The organism is Geobacillus proteiniphilus, assembly GCF_001908025.1.
GTDB lineage: Bacteria > Bacillota > Bacilli > Bacillales > Anoxybacillaceae > Geobacillus > Geobacillus proteiniphilus.
The window spans coordinates 1-15173 of the sequence record NZ_MQMG01000068.1 but is presented as its reverse complement, the minus strand read 5'-3'; the positions used below and the strand labels follow the sequence as shown (position 1 = coordinate 15173).

General features: G+C 46.4%; 11 protein-coding genes and 1 pseudogene. 11 read left to right on the top strand and 1 reads right to left on the bottom strand.

All coding sequences use genetic code 11. The features are described from left to right. The first annotated feature begins 264 nt into the window (after window positions 1-264). From BRO54_RS17035 to BRO54_RS16985, 11 genes and pseudogenes are all read left to right on the top strand, one after another. A complete protein-coding gene (locus BRO54_RS17035) occupies window positions 265-1272 on the top strand; it encodes a substrate-binding domain-containing protein (RefSeq protein WP_050436454.1) in 1008 nt (335 codons plus the stop codon). A gap of 35 nt (window positions 1273-1307) precedes the next feature. Continuing rightward, entirely contained in the window at window positions 1308-3083 is a 1776-nt protein-coding gene (locus BRO54_RS17030; RefSeq protein ID WP_033007424.1) for a cache domain-containing sensor histidine kinase, read from the top strand. A gap of 13 nt (window positions 3084-3096) precedes the next feature. Then, window positions 3097-4302 carry a response regulator transcription factor gene (locus BRO54_RS17025; RefSeq protein WP_074044699.1) on the top strand — a complete coding sequence of 402 codons (1206 nt, stop codon included), beginning with the start codon at window positions 3097-3099 and terminating at the stop codon, window positions 4300-4302. Between the two features lie 193 nt (window positions 4303-4495). Continuing rightward, window positions 4496-5575: a multiple monosaccharide ABC transporter substrate-binding protein gene (gene chvE / locus BRO54_RS17020; protein ID WP_011231399.1), complete on the top strand. Its 1080-nt coding sequence runs from the start codon at window positions 4496-4498 to the stop codon at window positions 5573-5575. 81 nt (window positions 5576-5656) lie between these two features. Next, entirely contained in the window at window positions 5657-7198 is a 1542-nt protein-coding gene (gene mmsA, locus BRO54_RS17015; protein ID WP_074044698.1) for a multiple monosaccharide ABC transporter ATP-binding protein, read from the top strand. A gap of 1 nt (window position 7199) precedes the next feature. Beyond that, window positions 7200-8423, top strand: a complete 1224-nt coding sequence (mmsB, locus tag BRO54_RS17010) for a multiple monosaccharide ABC transporter permease (RefSeq protein ID WP_014195985.1) — start codon at window positions 7200-7202, stop codon at window positions 8421-8423. 305 nt (window positions 8424-8728) lie between these two features. Then, window positions 8729-9823, top strand: coding sequence for a GntR family transcriptional regulator (locus tag BRO54_RS17005; protein ID WP_011231396.1), 1095 nt, complete (start codon window positions 8729-8731; stop codon window positions 9821-9823). Window positions 9824-9916: 93 nt separating this feature from the next. Further along, complete coding sequence (gene araD, locus BRO54_RS17000; RefSeq protein WP_011231395.1) at window positions 9917-10603, top strand: L-ribulose-5-phosphate 4-epimerase; 687 nt, start codon at window positions 9917-9919, stop codon at window positions 10601-10603. 16 nt (window positions 10604-10619) lie between these two features. Beyond that, complete coding sequence (locus BRO54_RS16995; protein WP_011231394.1) at window positions 10620-12314, top strand: ribulokinase; 1695 nt, start codon at window positions 10620-10622, stop codon at window positions 12312-12314. Window positions 12315-12330: 16 nt separating this feature from the next. Continuing rightward, the gene (gene araA / locus BRO54_RS16990; RefSeq protein WP_041467871.1) at window positions 12331-13821 is read left to right on the top strand and encodes an L-arabinose isomerase; all 1491 of its coding nucleotides are present in this window, start codon (window positions 12331-12333) and stop codon (window positions 13819-13821) included. A 237-nt stretch (window positions 13822-14058) separates the two neighbouring features. Then, a pseudogene (locus tag BRO54_RS16985) lies at window positions 14059-14856 on the top strand (IS1634 family transposase); the annotation flags it as partial. Between the two features lie 64 nt (window positions 14857-14920). On the opposite strand, the gene BRO54_RS16980 reads toward BRO54_RS16985, so the two are convergent. Beyond that, on the bottom strand, window positions 14921-15173 hold a 253-nt coding region (locus tag BRO54_RS16980; protein ID WP_161496664.1), incomplete at its 5' end, for an ATP-binding protein.

Below are 15173 nucleotides of genomic sequence, written 5' to 3'. Positions count from 1 at the left end.
TTTTCAGGATAGACACAAAATATAGTGGGGAAGAAGCGGTTAGTTCATAGCGGTTAGTTCGTAGACGAAAGGGGGTGTCCGATCTTTTGGGCCCCCCATTTTTATGTATAATCTAACTCTCAATTGATGGATGTCAAATTGATTTGAATGACTAGTGTAAATCATGGTAAATTGTTGTATATCAATTTTATTGATACGTACAATTACAGCGATTAAGATATCATTTGTATAAAAAATAGAACGCCAAAGGCGAGGGGATAAGCAATGAAAATAAGAACTTTAATTGCAATGTATGCATGTTTGTTATCCATCTTTATCGCGTATGCCTACTATTATCAACAAGATATATCCCGCATTCGTTCTCTTCAGGATGAGATTTCTTCTCTCCACGGCAAGCCTGATGAAAAATATGTCATGGTCACCTTCCAATCAGGCATGGATTATTGGAAACGCTGTCTCAAAGGATTTGAAGACGCAGCGGAGGCGTTGAACGTTTCCGTAGAATATCGAGGGGCGACTCAATATGACGTCAATGAGCAAGTGACAGTGCTCGAACAAGTGATCGCGAGAAAACCAGCTGGGATTGCGGTTTCTGCCATTAATCCGACTGCGCTGACGAAGACAATCAATAAAGCAGTCGAGGAAGGGATTCCAGTTGTATTATTTGACTCGAACGCTTCGGGAAGCAAGGCGTTTTCATTTCTAGGGACGAATAATTATAGCGCTGGAGTGACGGCGGCTCACGAAATGGCTAAACTGCTGAAGAATGAGGGGAAAGTCGCGATCATTACTTCCCCTCATCAACTCAATCATCAAGAGAGGACGAGAGGATTTGTTGAGACGATCTATCAAAAATATCCGCGAATGCAAGTGGTGGCCGTAAAGAATGGAAAAGGGGACGCTATGGCCTCAAAACAGGCGGCAATGGAGATTTTAAAGGATTATCCGGATGTGCAAGGGATCTTTGCAACAGAAGCGAACGGGGGAGTTGGCATGGCAGAAGCAGTCAAAGAGCTAAATAAGAAAGAGATTAAGCTCATTAGTTTCGATACAGAAAAACAAACGTTAGATTTAGTGAAGGGGGGCGTTATTGCTGCGACGTTGGCGCAAGGAACGTGGAATATGGGATATTGGTCGCTCCAATTTTTATTTCATCTTCATCATCATCTCACATCTCCATCCCGGTCAGGAGATTCACCGTTGCCAACGTATGTTGATACAGGAATTACGGTCGTTACGCGGGAAAATGTGGATCATTTTTATGCCAAATGACTACATAGAGAAATGAGTGATTGAGGTTGCGAATGATGAAGCGTTGGCGGGTTAGCCATTGGCCGATACGATACAAGTTTGTTTCGTTGTTACTCATCTCTATGATTGTGCCTGCACTCTGTTTAGGAAGCTTGGTAGGGTGGACGGTTGATCGAATTATCGAACGACAAGTAAATGAAAATACATTGCAATTGATTAGCCAAGTCAATCAGACATTAGAGTTTTATGCCAATAATATGCAAAACGCAACGTATCTCATTGCCTTTAATCCACAAATGAAAGCGTTTTTGGATCGTAGAGCGCCTCGCAATGATTATGAAATGCGTCAATTTTTGCAAGGAATCACTACGTTGTATCCCGAGATTGCGGGGATTTTAGTTGTTAACGAATATGGCGACTATATAAGTAATGAAATGTACAGCCGTTCTTCCGCGCCATTGACAAAGGAATGGTGGTATCGTGAGGCTGTGAAAAATAAAGGGATTTTTAAAATGCTCGGTCATCCTATCGGACGAAATGTTATTTCTCATGCCCATTATACAAGTGCAGAAGTCGTATCTGCAGTTCGAGCCATTATGGATCCCGAGACACAAAAAGTGAAAGGGGTTGTACTGGTTGATTTAAAGTTGAGAGTGATTGCGGAAGCTACTAAAAATATCCGTCTTGGAAAATGGGGATATTTATTGGTGATGGATGAGCAGGGGAAAAGCATCTATACTCCGAGCCGTTCTACAGTGACAGCTGTCCCATTGCGCTGGATCAAAGGAAATAGCGGTGCATTTTCCAAGAACATCAATGGACAACATGTTCAGTTTATTTACCAGCGCTCTCCATTTACGAATTGGACAACAATCGGGGTGTTCCCCAGCGATGAATCGGCATTAGAAGTGAAAGAGATCCATTTTTATATTGTCAGTTTTATTTTTTTCGTCTGTTTTATTGCAATTGGTGCTTCCTATTACCTGTCGTTTTCATTATCTCGTCCGATCAGCCAGTTAACGGCATTTATGAAAAAAGCGCAAGCAGGCGATTTAACGATTCGTTATCATGGTGAGCGTACGGATGAAATTGGGATGTTGGGTCGAAGTTTCAACCACATGTTGGATCAAATGCAGCGTTTTATTTCTTTGGCCGAATGGCAGGAGCGGCAGCGATGGGAGGCAGAGTTGCGGGGGTTGCAAGCACAAATTAAACCGCACTTCCTTTACAATACATTAGATACCATTCAATGGATGGCACGCAAAAAAGGGGCTGATGATGTTGCTGAATTGGTCGGCACACTGGCAAAGCTGTTCCGCATCGGATTAAGCAAGGGGAAGGATATGATTCTTTTGGCTGAGGAAGTAGAGCATATTAAAAGTTATTTACGTATCCAGGAAGTTCGCTATAAAGATAAGTTAGACTACACATTTGACATTCCGGAATATCTGCAACAATTTTATGTGTTAAAGTTGCTGTTGCAGCCGATTGTGGAGAACGCGATTTATCATGGCATTAAACAGCGGAAAGGACCAGGACATATTTGGATTCAAGCGCGAGAACATAAAGGAGTAATGTATATTCGTGTAAAAGATGATGGCGTCGGAATGTCCCGGGAGCGGCTGGAAGAGTTGAGGAAAAGTTTAGACATTGATTTTACATCAGGAGACCAGGAAGGCAGAATGCGAAAGGTGAAAGGATATGGAATGATGAACGTACAAGCTCGCTTACAATTAACATTTGGCCCGTCCTACCGGTTGCATATCGATAGTGAGGAAGGAAAAGGAACAACCGTGACGATTGTGCATCCAATCATCACCCATCTTCCTTAGGAGGGATGGATTCATGTGGAAGGTGCTGATTGCAGATGACGAAGCGATCATTCGTGAAGGGATTCGGGAGTCGATCGATTGGAATGAATTTAACATGGAAGTTGTTGCAGAAGCAGAAGATGGGGAAGAGGCGTTGGAATTAGCTTTACGGCATCGAGTGAATGTATTGTTTGTCGATTTAAGCATGCCGATCATGGACGGGCTTACGCTGATGAGACATGTGCGGGAGAAGTTGCCCAACTGCCATATGATTGTAATTACCGGTTATGATGAGTTTTCGTATGCACAGGAGGCGATTCGCCTTCAAGTGGATGATTATTTATTAAAGCCAACCGATCCGCAACGATTGCGCGAAGTAGTCGCAAAAGTGAAAGAGAAGCTCGAACAGGAGCAAAAGGAAAAACAATATAGGGAATTGTTAACGAACCAAGTACAAAAGCATATTCACGTGCTTCGCCAGCAATTCGGGATGGAATGGGTGGCAGGGCGACTGACGGAGGAGGATATCATGGGACAACTGTCATTGCTCGGACTTTCACGGTCTTGTCCTGCGCAAGTCGTGGTGATTCAATGGTTTTCATTTAAAAATCAACCCATTGTGAGCGATCGGGATCGGCAGTTGCTTTTATTTGCCATTGAAAAGGCCGTCTCTGAATTATTGGGGGATGGTGAAAAAATTGTTTTTCGTGATTCAAACGAGTTTATTGTTGTGATCAGCTGGAAACCGATTAGTGAAGAACAGTGTAGGCAGATGGAAACGGCACTGAAACAACATTTGCACATTAGAGCCAGTGTATATATAGAAACGGTGGAAGGAGGAATGGTCGGGGTGGCGACGGCATATGAAAAATGCAAAGAGCAAATGGTGGAAGAAAGCCGCCTTTCTCCGATTGTCCGTCGTGCTAGGCAGTATATACAGAAGCATTTTAGCCAATCGGATTTGACGCTTGAGTCCGTTGCACAGTTTCTCAATGTCTCTCCGGTTTATTTAAGTCGAATTATCAAGCAAGAGCTCGGTATTTCGTTCATCCATTTGTTGGCGAAAACTCGGATGGAGAAGGCGGCGGAATTGCTTTTGTCTACCGAACTGCCGATCCATGAAATTGCTGAACGTGTCGGTTATGATACGCAACATTATTTCAGCACTGCTTTTAAAAAGGCGATGGGAGTATCTCCAAATCAATACCGGAGAATGCACATAACAAACGATAGCTCCTAAGATAAGGAAGGAAACGAGTGTTAATGCGACGGGACGGTCTTTTGAAAAGATCGTTCTTCTTTTTTTGAAAACGCTTCAACAAAGTTGAATTTTTATAAAAACAGTTAATTAATTAAAAAGACGGACAATTTGTTCGATGATATAGTAAAATCAGAAATTAAATATACGTACAAATTTAAAAGGGGGTAAAAAAATGAAAAGGCTTTTATCTGTACTGACGTTATTGGTGTTTGTACTGTCATTGTCCGCCTGTGGAGGACTCGGAGCGAATGGTGGAAAAGACGCCGGATTTGTTGGTATTTCAATGCCGACAAAATCATCGGAACGCTGGATTCGTGACGGGGAAAACATGGTGAAAGAATTTAAGAAGCTCGGATATAAGACGGATTTGCAATATGCCGAGGACGTAGTCGAGAACCAAGTATCGCAAATTGAAAACATGATCACCAAAGGGGTCAATGTGTTAGTGATTGCTCCGATTGACGCGGAAGCGTTAACGGATGTGTTGGAAAAAGCGCATAAACAAGGAATTAAGATCATTTCGTACGATCGTTTGATCAAAAACAGCAAGTACGTCGACTATTATGCAACGTTTGATAACTTTAAAGTTGGTGTGCTGCAAGGCCAGTACATCGAACAAAAGCTCGGATTGAAAGAAGGAAAAGGACCGTTCAACATTGAGTTGTTTGCCGGTTCTCCAGATGACAATAACGCCTATTTCTTCTTTGATGGAGCGATGTCGGTGTTAAAACCGTACATTGATTCCGGAAAATTAGTGGTGAGAAGCGGCCAAACGAAGTTTGACCAAGTAGCGACATTGCGTTGGGATGGAGCTACGGCTCAAGCGCGTATGGATAACTTGTTGAGCGCGCATTATACGAATGCTCGCGTTGATGCGGTTTTGTCCCCGTACGATGGCATTAGCATTGGCATCATTTCTTCCTTAAAAGGGGTTGGCTACGGAACTCCGAGCAAGCCGATGCCGGTGATTACTGGGCAAGATGCGGAATTGGCTTCGGTGAAATCGATTATCGCAGGGGAACAAACGCAAACGGTATTTAAAGACACAAGAGAATTGGCGAAAAAAGCGGTTGAGATGGTTGATGCGGTGTTGAAAGGGAAAAAGCCGGAAGTGAACGATACGAAAACGTATAATAACGGGGTCAAAGTTGTCCCAGCGTACTTGTTGGAACCGGTTTCGGTTGATAAATCCAATTATGAAAAAGTGTTGATTGACAGCGGTTATTACAAAAAAGAAGATTTAGAAAAGTAGAAGATGCCAAAAAGACGGATATAAGGGATGTACCTGTACCCCCTTATATCCGTAACTCTCTTACAAGGGGGGCAGCGGGAGATGTCTGAGTTTATTTTAGAAATGAGAGGGATTACGAAACAATTCCCTGGAGTGAAAGCACTTGATAATGTGAATTTAAAAATACGGGAAGGGGAAATTCACGCGCTTTGTGGAGAGAATGGAGCAGGAAAATCGACATTAATGAAAGTCTTGAGCGGCGTTTATCCGTACGGCACGTATGACGGAGAAATTTTATTTAAGGGCGAAGTATGTAGATTTAAAGATATTAAACAGAGCGAACAGTTAGGAATTGTTATCATTCATCAAGAGCTGGCCTTGATTCCCTATTTATCCATTGCCGAAAATATTTTTTTAGGGAATGAACGGGCGAAAAGAGGCATCATTAACTGGAATGAAACGATCGCTCAAACAAAAAAGCTGTTGCAGAAAGTCGGATTAGATGAGTCGCCGCATACATTGGTCGGCCAACTTGGCGTCGGCAAGCAGCAACTTGTAGAAATCGCGAAGGCGTTGGCTAAAGATGTGAAATTGCTTATTTTGGATGAGCCTACAGCGGCATTAAATGAAGATGACAGCGAAAATTTGCTGAATTTGCTTTTGGAATTGAAAAAACAGGGGTTATCGGCCATTATTATTTCCCATAAATTAAATGAAATTACGAAAGTCGCTGATTCGATCACGATTTTACGAGATGGAAAAACAATTGAAACGTTGGATATGAAACATGATGAGGTGACCGAAGACCGGATTATCCGTGGAATGGTCGGACGCGATTTAACGAATCGCTATCCTTCAAGAACACCGAAGATAGGCGAAATCATATTCGAGGTCAGGAATTGGACAGTATATCACCCTGTTTATTCGGAGCGCAAAGTGCTTGATAATATCAATCTGTCGATTCGCAGAGGAGAAATTGTGGGGATCGCCGGCCTTATGGGGGCGGGACGAACCGAATTGGCCATGAGCATCTTTGGTCGGTCATACGGAAAGAAAATTAGCGGAGAAATATGGAAAAACGGGGTCAAAATCGATGTCAGCGATGTCAGCAAGGCCATTGCCAACGGGATTGCCTATGTAACAGAAGATCGAAAAGGAAATGGCCTCATCCTAATGGAAGACATTCGGAAAAATATTACACTTTCCCGCTTAGGGAAAATCTCAAATCATTTTGTGGTCGATGAAAATCAAGAAATTGTTGAATCGGAGCGATTCCGTGACCAATTCAAAATTAAAACGCCAAGCGTATTTCAAAAAGTAGAAGCCCTTAGTGGCGGGAATCAACAAAAAGTGGTGTTAAGCAAATGGATTTTTGCTGAGCCAGATATTTTGATTCTCGACGAACCAACACGGGGGATTGACGTCGGAGCGAAATATGAAATTTACACGATCATTCAGCAGCTAGCCGATGCAGGAAAAGGTATTTTAATGATTTCGTCCGAACTCCCAGAAATTCTTGGCATGTGCGATCGAATTTATGTGATGAGTGAAGGGATAATCACTGGAGAGGTGTCGCGGGAAGAAGCGACACAGGAAAAACTAATGAGGCTTATGACGAAAACAGCGATTCAGGAGGGGGCATAAGATGGGAGCACTAATGCAAAAAACAGCACAACATTCTCCAAAGCGGTCTACAGAAAGTCAGCAGTTATCGTTGAAGCAGATGATCAAAAACAATATGAGAAGTTACAGTATGGTCATCGCTCTCATTTTGATTATGTTATTGTTCCAAGTGTTAACTGGAGGCATTTTGTTGCGGCCATTAAATATTACAAACTTGATTTTGCAAAACAGTTATATTTTGGTGCTGGCTGTTGGCATGATGCTTGTCATTATCACCGGACATATTGATTTGTCCGTCGGATCGGTGGCAGCTTTTGTCGGGGCATTGGCCGGCATTCTGATGGTTCAGCACCATGCATCAGTATGGTTGACGGTGCTCATTTGTTTATTGCTCGGAGCCTTGATTGGCGCATGGCAAGGATTTTGGGTGGCGTACGTAAAAATTCCATCATTCATTGTTACATTAGCAGGGATGTTGCTGTTCCGAGGATTGACGATGGTTATTTTGGAAGGACAGTCGATCGCCCCGTTTCCGAAAACATTCCAAAATATGAGTTCTGGGTTTCTCCCTGACGTATTTCATGGAGGAGAGATCCATCTGTTCACCATTGTGATCGGTTTCGCCGCTTCTCTCTTATTTGTTGTACTGGAATGGAGAAAACGAAACAGTCAGAAAAAATATGGGTTTGCGGTCACCCCTGCGGCGATGTTTGCCTTGAAGCTGGCTGTGATTGCCGCTGTGATCATGATTTTTACTTATATTTTAGCGACGTATGAAGGAATTCCGACGATTCTAGTGATTTTGGTTGCGTTGATCATTGCTTATTCCTTTGTGGCGAACCGGACGGTCGTCGGCCGCCATATTTATGCGATTGGTGGTAATGAGAAGGCTGCGCAATTGTCCGGGATTAAAACGAAACGTGTCACGTTTTGGGTGTTTGTCAACATGGGCGTGTTGGCCGCTTTGTCCGGATTGATTTTTGCCGCTCGCCTCAACGCTGCGACGCCGAAAGCGGGGAACTTGTTTGAGCTCGATGCCATTGCGGCGTGCTTTATTGGAGGCGCATCCGCTTATGGAGGAATCGGCACGATTAGCGGAGCGATCATCGGCGGTCTAGTCATGGGCGTAATGAATAACGGGATGTCCTTGCTGGGGCTCGGTATTGACTGGCAACAGGCCATCAAAGGGCTTGTATTGCTTATTGCTGTGGCTTTTGATATTTACAACAAAAATAAAGCTGCTTAATGCGAAAGCGAAGGGCCAAGCGCATTGCTTGGCTTTTTTGTCAAATGGTCAAAAGATGGATGCAAGACTTTATGCTCGGAAAGAGTGCGATCGGTTCTATGATCCATATGCCGAGTCGTATTTCAAGTGGTTTTGGAGACTGAAGCGTTTTCTCCATCGTTCCCTTTCACTCGAAAAAGAGCGTGTACAAGTTCCCTCATGTTTCATTCTTTCCGCTGCTTGCTTTTAGAATAATGATACGGACAAATAAAAACTGTTATAATAAAATTAATTTGTATCTCATTATTTTATCGTTGAGGTGGACTATGAAGGAGAAAACGCTGCCTAAATATCTGCAATTAAAACAAGAAATTTTATCTTGGATCATTTCCGGACAAATGAAGCCGGATGAGAAAATTCCAACCGAGCACGAAATCGCCAACCAGTTTCAACTAAGCCGACATACGGTTCGGCAGGCGCTAGGGGAACTCGAGAAGGAAGGATGGCTGTACAAAATCCAAGGGAGCGGCACATTTGTGTCCCGACCGAAGCCGAAAGAACAGGTGGATACGAAAACGATCGGGATCGTGACGACCTATATTTCCGATTATATTTTTCCCCATATCGTCCGAGGAGCGGAGGAGACGCTGCGGGAAAAAGGATACCGTCTTTTGCTTGCCAGCACGAATAACGATAAACAGAGAGAGAAAGAGCAGCTTGAGGAGATGATCCGGGAGCCGTTGAGCGGACTGATCATCGAACCGACAAAAAGCGCGCAAGGAAATCCAAATTTGGGCTACTACTTGTCGCTCAATAACCTCCATATTCCGTACGTGATGATCAATGCCCGCTATTTGGAAGTGAGCTGTCCATGCGTCAAAATGGACGACGAGCAGGGAGGATTTTTATTGACCGACCATCTCATTCGTTTAGGGCACCGCCGGATTGCTGGTTTCTTTAAAACCGACGATTTGCAAGGGGTGGATCGTTTGCGCGGCTTTATTCGCGCCCATCAGCAACACGAGGTGCCTGTGGCGACGGAGTATCTTCTTTCCTACGCAACAGAGGAGAAATGGACAAAACCGCTTGAGGTGGCGCGGGAGTTTTTGCAACGGCCGAAAGAGGAGCGCCCGACAGCCTTTGTGTGCTACAACGATGAGCTGGCGATTTTGCTTCTTGAAGTCATTCGCCAACAAGGGTTATCGGTTCCCGATGACATTTCGATCGTTGGCTTTGATGACTCTACATTTGCGACAGCGACGGAGGTGAAATTGACGACGATTCGCCATCCGAAAACAGAAATGGGCGTTCAAGCGGCTGAGATGCTCATTCAAATGATCGAACAACGATCAGTCGATAAAATTGGCGATATCATTTATCGACCGGAGCTAATTGTCCGTAACTCAACAAAGGAAATTTAAAAAATGTATGAGAGATCAAAAAAAGTTATAGAAAAATTGTACGTACAATAGTATAATGGAGGTGAGGAGTTTTTTCATAGGGAGTGGGAGCCAATGCTTGAGGAGTTGAAACAAGCCGTATTAGAGGCCAACCTGCAGCTCCCGCAATACCGCCTCGTGACATTTACGTGGGGAAATGTGAGCGGGATTGATCGGGAGCGCGGGTTGGTTGTCATTAAGCCAAGCGGGGTGGCGTATGACAAGTTGACCATTGATGATATGGTGGTCGTGGATTTAACTGGAAATGTGGTGGAAGGGGACTTAAAACCGTCGTCGGACACCCCGACCCACCTCTGGTTGTATAAAAAATTTTCTGGTATCGGTGGAGTTGTTCACACCCATTCGACTTGGGCGACGATTTGGGCGCAGGCTGGAAAAGGAATTCCAGTATTAGGGACGACGCACGCGGACTATTTTTATGGGGAAATTCCATGCACTCGTCCGATGACCAATGAAGAAATTCAAGGAGCTTATGAACTAGAGACCGGAAAGGTCATTACGGAAACGTTTCGTTTTCTCGATCCGCTGCAAATGCCAGGTGTCTTGGTGCACGGCCACGGACCGTTTGCTTGGGGGAAAGATCCAGCGAACGCGGTTCATAATGCCGTTGTCTTGGAAGAAGTGGCGAAAATGGCGGCAAGAACGTACATGCTCAATCCAAATGCAAAGCCGATCAGCCAAACGTTGCTTGATCGCCACTATTTGCGCAAGCATGGCGCAAACGCTTACTATGGGCAGTAAAGGGAGGGAGACCGAGATGGGGAAAAAGTATGTCATTGGCATTGACTATGGCACCGAATCGGGACGAGCCGTTCTCGTTGATCTAGAAGGAAACGAAATTGCGGACCATGTCACTCCGTACCCCCACGGAGTTATTGATGAAGTATTGCCAGAATCGAACGTACAACTCGAGCCAGACTGGGCGCTGCAACACCCGGCTGATTATATTGAAGTATTGGCGACCGCTGTTCCAACGGTATTGCAAAAGTCTGGGGTCAACCCAGCTGATGTGATCGGGGTCGGCATTGATTTTACTTCATGCACGATGCTGCCGGTCGATGCTTCTGGCGAGCCGCTTTGTCTAAAGCCAGAATTCAGGAACCGTCCGCACAGTTGGGTGAAATTGTGGAAGCACCATGCCGCTCAAGATGAGGCGAACTTGCTCAATGAAATTGCGGCCAAACGAGGCGAAGCATTTTTGCCGAGATACGGCGGAAAAATTTCATCCGAATGGATGATTGCGAAAATTTGGCAGATTCTAAACGAAGATCCGGAGATTTACGAACAAACTGATCTTTTCCTCGAGGCGACTGATTGGGTCATTTTCAAAATGACCGGCAATATCGTCCGGAATAGCTGTGCGGCGGGCTATAAGTCCATTTGGCATAAACAGGACGGCTATCCAAGCAAGGAGTTTTTCCGGGCGCTCGACCCGCGGCTGGAACACTTAACAGAAACGAAACTGCGCGGCCCGATCGTTCCGCTTGGTACGAGAGCAGGTGTGCTGACCAATGAAATGGCCGCTATGATGGGCCTCCTTCCGGGAACAGCCGTTGCCGTCGGAAATGTCGATGCCCATGCGGCCGTACCAGGCGTCGGGGTTGTCGAGCCCGGCAAGCTGGTGATGGCGATGGGAACATCGATTTGCCACATGTTGCTTGGCACGGAAGAAAAATATGTCGAAGGCATGTGCGGCGTTGTGGAAGACGGCATCATTCCAGGATATTTCGGCTATGAAGCCGGCCAGTCGGCGGTGGGGGACATTTTTGCTTGGTATGTTGAACAAGGCGTCCCGGCTTATGTGAAAGAAGCGGCGGAAAAAGAAGGGGTTAGTGTCCATGAGTGGCTGGAAAAGCGCGCTGCTGCCTATCGTCCGGGGGAAACCGGGCTGCTCGCGTTGGACTGGTGGAACGGCAACCGCTCCGTGTTGGTCGATACCGATTTAACCGGGCTCATCGTCGGATATACACTGCTGACAAAACCAGAAGAGATTTACCGTGCGCTGCTTGAAGCAACGGCCTTTGGCACGCGCAAAATTATCGATGCTTTCGTTGAAAACGGTGTCAAGGTTGACGAATTGTACGCATGCGGCGGATTGCCGCAAAAAAATAAGCTGCTCATGCAAATTTATGCCGATGTGACCAACCGCGAGATCAAAATCGCGGCGTCGAAGCAAACCCCGGCAGTGGGGGCTGCCATGTTCGCGGCGGTCGCGGCCGGCAAAGAGAACGGCGGTTATGAATCAATCGTTGAGGCGGCGCGAAACATGGGAAAAGTGCGTGAAGAGACGTTCAAACCGATTCCGGAGAATGTCGCGATGTACGAGCAGTTGTACCAAGAATATACGAAGTTGCATGACTACTTCGGCCGTGGGGAAAACGATGTCATGAAACGGCTTAAACATTGGAAAGAAACCGCACGAGCGGCGAAAGAATCTATGACTTTATCGTGAACGGGGAGGAGCAATGATGCTGTCATTACGTCCTTATGAATTTTGGTTTGTGACAGGAAGTCAGCACTTGTACGGAGAAGAAGCGTTAAAACAAGTCGAAGAACATTCAAGAATCATGGTCAATGAATGGAATCGCGATTCGGTGTTTCCGTTCCCATTCGTTTTCAAATCAGTCGTGACGACGCCAGAGGAAATTCGGCGCGTTTGCCTTGAGGCGAATGCGAGCGAACAATGTGCCGGCGTTGTCACATGGATGCATACGTTCTCGCCAGCGAAGATGTGGATTGGCGGCCTTTTGGAGTTGCGAAAACCGTTATTGCATCTTCACACTCAGTTTAACCGTGATATTCCGTGGGACAGCATCGATATGGACTTTATGAACTTAAACCAATCGGCTCACGGTGACCGGGAATACGGATTTATCGGCGCGAGAATGGGCGTGGCCCGGAAAGTGGTGGTCGGGCACTGGGAAGACCCAGAAGTCCGCGAGCGGCTGGCGAAATGGATGCGGACGGCTGTCGCGTTTGCGGAAAGCCGCAACCTAAAAGTGGCTCGTTTTGGCGACAACATGCGTGAAGTGGCTGTGACGGAAGGGGACAAAGTCGGAGCGCAAATTCAATTCGGCTGGTCGGTCAACGGCTATGGCATCGGGGATTTGGTGCAATACATCCGCGATGTTTCTGAACAAAAAGTGAACGAGTTGCTCGATGAATACGAGGAGCTGTACGACATTGTACCCGCCGGCCGCCAAGAAGGGCCCGTTCGCGAATCAATTCGTGAACAGGCGCGGATTGAACTCGGGCTGAAAGCCTTTTTGCAGGATGGGAACTTTACCGCTTTCACGACGACGTTCGAGGACTTGCATGGGATGAAGCAGCTCCCGGGACTTGCCGTTCAGCGACTCATGGCGGAAGGATACGGTTTTGGAGGCGAGGGAGACTGGAAAACGGCTGCGCTTGTCCGGCTAATGAAAGTGATGGCTGATGGAAAAGGGACGTCATTTATGGAAGATTACACGTACCACTTTGAGCCGGGCAACGAACTGATTCTCGGCGCTCATATGCTCGAAGTATGCCCGACGATCGCGGCAACGCGACCGCGCGTCGAAGTTCACCCGCTTTCGATTGGCGGAAAAGAAGATCCGGCCCGCCTTGTGTTTGACGGCGGCGAGGGCGCAGCGGTCAATGCTTCGTTGATTGATTTAGGGCACCGCTTCCGTCTCATTGTCAATGAAGTCGATGCGGTGAAACCGGAACACGACATGCCGAAATTACCAGTCGCCCGCATTTTATGGAAGCCTCGCCCGTCGCTCCGCGACTCCGCTGAAGCATGGATTTTAGCTGGCGGCGCCCACCATACGTGCTTCTCATTTGCGGTTACAACAGAACAGCTGCAAGACTTTGCGGAAATGGCGGGCATTGAATGCGTCGTGATCAATGAACATACGTCCGTCTCGTCCTTCAAAAATGAACTAAAATGGAACGAAGTGTTTTGGCGGGGGCGGTAAGATTAAACCAGCGTGTAAATCCATATGGCACGACATCAAGGGCATGGGCTGGAAGAAGGGTTCATGTCCTTGTTTTCCATCAAGTATTTTTATGTAAAAGTTGGCAATCAATAGAGGAGGTGATCTCTAATGTTTAACTCACATTTCGCACCCTCCCAACGAAAATCGGGAGGATTTTTTGTGTCCATCGTCGAATGAATCCTTGACACACAAGGAAAGTGAAGGAGTTTTTCTCTCATGAACGTTCAAGTCAAAAAGGTCTATCGCAATTCTTATTTGAATATAATAAGTGCCCTATTCAAGAAACTGGGTCTGCCTCAATTGATTGACCATCTCGTGCCCGTCGATCCGCAGTGCCAAACGCGAGTCAGCGATGCCGTTCAGGCCATCATCTACAATCTGTTTGACGGCCGGCAAGCCCTTGTTCACTTGGAACATTGGGCTCAGGAGGTCGATTGTGAGAAACTCATCCGTCCCGATCTCCATCCTTCCTGGTTGAACGACGATGCGTTGGCCCGTCATCTCGACCGCTTGTATGAGGCCGATATTCACAAGGTCATCAGCACTTGCTTGATTCACATTTATCGCAAAGAAGGCCTTTCCCTCCGAGCCTTTCACGCCGATACGACGGACAAGACGGTTTACGGAGCGTATGAATCGGCCTCGTTAGAGGCTCTGCAGATCACACATGGCTATAACCGCCATCATCGTTGGCAAAAACAGATCGGCTTCGGGCTGATCGGCAACGAGGATGGCATCCCGTTTTACGGCGATGTGCACGACGGCAACCTGCCTGACAAAACGTGGAATCCGGAGGTGCTGTCCCGTGTCCACGAACAGCTCAAACAAGCCAAGATGGAAGACGAATGGATTTACGTGGCCGATTCCGCCGCGATGACAAAAGACACTCTGGCGCAAACCAAAGCGGCCAACGCCTTTTTGATCACCCGAGGCCCTTCGTCGCTTCGGATCGTGAAACGGGCATTAGCGGAGGCCGATTCGCCTCACATCCCGTGGAGCGAACCCTTTACTGTTTTTTGCAAGCAAAAAGTGCAGAGAATTGCAAGAAAAAATACATAGGCTTGCCGGCTCAATGAATTTACCTTTCAACCGAGCGAGAAGGGAGCGACTGAACGGCAGAAAGCGCGTGCCGCAAGCGGTAGCTCTCTCCCGTAAACGCGAGAATGTGGGCGTGATGGACCAAACGATCCACCAGCGCTGCCGTCAGGCGGTTGTCCCCAAACACTCGATTCCACTGTCCAAACTCTAAATTCGATGTCACGATGACACTTTTTCGTTCATAACAATCGGCAATGATGTGAAACAGCAGTTCCGATCCCTGCTTTTGAAAA

Bases quoted from the DNA above. Each gene is read 5' to 3' on its own strand.
- BRO54_RS17035 (WP_050436454.1), top strand. From the start codon at position 265: ATGAAAATAAGAACTTTAATTGCAATGTATGCATGTTTGTTATCCATC.
- BRO54_RS17030 (WP_033007424.1), top strand. From the start codon at position 1,308: ATGAAGCGTTGGCGGGTTAGCCATTGGCCGATACGATACAAGTTTGTT.
- BRO54_RS17025 (WP_074044699.1), top strand. From the start codon at position 3,097: ATGTGGAAGGTGCTGATTGCAGATGACGAAGCGATCATTCGTGAAGGG.
- chvE (WP_011231399.1), top strand. From the start codon at position 4,496: ATGAAAAGGCTTTTATCTGTACTGACGTTATTGGTGTTTGTACTGTCA.
- mmsA (WP_074044698.1), top strand. From the start codon at position 5,657: ATGTCTGAGTTTATTTTAGAAATGAGAGGGATTACGAAACAATTCCCT.
- mmsB (WP_014195985.1), top strand. From the start codon at position 7,200: ATGGGAGCACTAATGCAAAAAACAGCACAACATTCTCCAAAGCGGTCT.
- BRO54_RS17005 (WP_011231396.1), top strand. From the start codon at position 8,729: ATGAAGGAGAAAACGCTGCCTAAATATCTGCAATTAAAACAAGAAATT.
- araD (WP_011231395.1), top strand. From the start codon at position 9,917: ATGCTTGAGGAGTTGAAACAAGCCGTATTAGAGGCCAACCTGCAGCTC.
- BRO54_RS16995 (WP_011231394.1), top strand. From the start codon at position 10,620: ATGGGGAAAAAGTATGTCATTGGCATTGACTATGGCACCGAATCGGGA.
- araA (WP_041467871.1), top strand. From the start codon at position 12,331: ATGCTGTCATTACGTCCTTATGAATTTTGGTTTGTGACAGGAAGTCAG.